Raw genomic sequence first — 2,006 nt, forward strand, 5'->3', positions numbered from 1 at the left:
ACTTCAATACCCCGCGCACGGCCACGCACCCGAGGCATCCACGAACTCGGGTACTTGCCGCTCGACGAACTGCGGGTCCTGCTCGGCGGAAGCGAGGCAGTCGTGTACGCGTCGATCGCTGAAGGTTTTGGTCTGCCCGTGCTCGAGGCGATGGCCAGCGGCGCGGCCGTGGTGACGACGCGCCTGTCAGCGTTGCCTGAGGTTGGCGGGGATGCGGTTCGTTACGTCGAAGCGAATGCCGCGTCGATCGCCGGGGCGCTGCAAGAACTCCTCGCGAACGATCAGCTGCGCGCCGATTACGCCCGCGCCGGTGCCGAACGCGCCGCCGGCTTCACCTGGGAAGCCTGCGCCGCCACGCACCTGAACGCCTACCGCGCCGCCTTCGCGCGCTAGCGCATACGAAGGTTAGATCTCATCCCCAGCTTTATACGGTGGTTGGGGAACGAAGCATGGGCTCGTGACACTTACTACAAGCTCGGCTCGATTCTTATCCGTGAGTTCATCCGAATAGATGTCAATGGTAAAACCATCCGGAGTCTCCCAGGTTTGCATATCAGGGGCATTGTCCTGAGTGTAAGTAAGTTTCTGCCAATCAAAATTAGTAGAAATGCTTGATGTGAGTTGTTCTTCAACCGAACTGGCAGAGCTGGTAGGCGAAACAACAACAATGAAGAGCCCGCTGTAATAAACCGCGCCAGGTGCAGGCTCATCAACCCGTTCATGAAAGCCAGAGCTGCACGAATTCAATAAGCGGGGTTTCTCCCCAATCTTTGGGAGATTACTTGTTTCTTGGTCAATGCTCGCAGGCGGAATTAAGTCACGAACCTGCGTTTGTATCTCGATGCTTCGCTCGCGCTCCAAAGGTGCGCTCTTAGTGGGTGCAGGCGGAGATTCTCGCTGGTTTGATTCGTTGTTGAGCCGAGCACAGCCAGATAACGACGCTATTGCTACTAGAGCACTGATGGCTATTGCTCGATTTCTCATTGTCTTAATCCTGAATAATTTCATGGCTAATCGCGACTATACCCAATCTATTGGTCTTAGATCCTTGGCTTATTCGAGAGTGGTCGTCGAGCATGTTGCCTGTTGGTGAGTCAATATACACTTTGTCAAACGCCGAAAGGATGTTCGGGGTTCTGTAGCCGACGTAGTCAAGGGCGTTAATGAAGTCATTTGAGTATTGGAAGTGGGTATAATCTGTCAGTGGGCTTGGGCGCCATTTATGGCCAACGTATGCACCGCCACTTGAAATTACTTCATCATACACCGCTCCCTCAGTCTCGCTGATACAAAGCTTGGGAACTCCGGCGCTATGTCCGATGCCAATGTACTCTGTGCTCGGGCTGAAATCTTCCAAGCGTAAGTCCTCGGCCAGGCGTTGCACTTTTTCTGCTCGCTCGGCCATTTCGTTCTCGCTGCTGTTAGCGCCCTCGCCGCCCCAAGTCGACCACGATCCGTCCTTAATTGTAAATACGACGGCATTTTGGCCTTTTGCGTCAAGCTCATCAACTAGGCTGTCGCCAAAATCCGAGATCCCGTTGCTGAATGACTTCATGCCTGTGTCGGTTCCGGGAACGAATATGGCAGCATAATCCACTGAGGTGTTGAAATCGCCACTAACAGTGATGATTCGGTCATTGTTCGGGTCGAACAAGATAGCTTCGCGGCCGTTGATGATAGTCTCGGCGGCATCCAAATTGGCGCGTATCTCGCGCAACTCCTGAATTTTGGCATCGTAGTCATTGTTGTAACCGGCATTGTCGCTGCCTAATTCGACAATTCGTTGGTTCTTTTTCGTTTCGAGCTCTGTAATCTCCTGATCGATGTTTGGATGTTCGCTTCCTATGCGATCAATATAATTTTGCGCGGTGCGCTTGTTTGCCTGGGCTCGGACTGCAAAGGGGACCCCCGATAGATTGCCAATCGTCTCTGGAAACTCGCGGATGAGGTGCTGCTGACGCCCCGCATCCAACGACTCCCAATACGCACGCACCTGTGCCGCTGGC

At 53.8% G+C, this 2,006-nt stretch carries 3 protein-coding genes; 1 reads left to right on the forward strand and 2 read right to left on the reverse strand.

The genetic code is table 11. The features are described 5' to 3' along the window. A partial coding sequence (locus tag ZBI01S_RS09335; protein WP_159421492.1) for a glycosyltransferase occupies nt 1-393 on the forward strand: 393 nt, incomplete at its 5' end. Nucleotides 394-405: 12 nt separating this feature from the next. On the opposite strand, the gene ZBI01S_RS09905 is transcribed toward ZBI01S_RS09335, so the two are convergent. Next, nucleotides 406-984, reverse strand: coding sequence for a hypothetical protein (locus ZBI01S_RS09905; protein ID WP_159421493.1), 579 nt, complete (start codon nt 982-984; stop codon nt 406-408). Between the two features lie 4 nt (nt 985-988). After that, nucleotides 989-2,006, reverse strand: a 1,018-nt coding sequence (locus tag ZBI01S_RS09340) for a hypothetical protein (protein ID WP_159421494.1), incomplete at its 5' end; no start/stop codon positions are given.

Source organism: [Zimmermannella] bifida NBRC 103089 (assembly GCF_001570925.1).
GTDB lineage: Bacteria > Actinomycetota > Actinomycetes > Actinomycetales > Microbacteriaceae > Gulosibacter > Gulosibacter bifidus.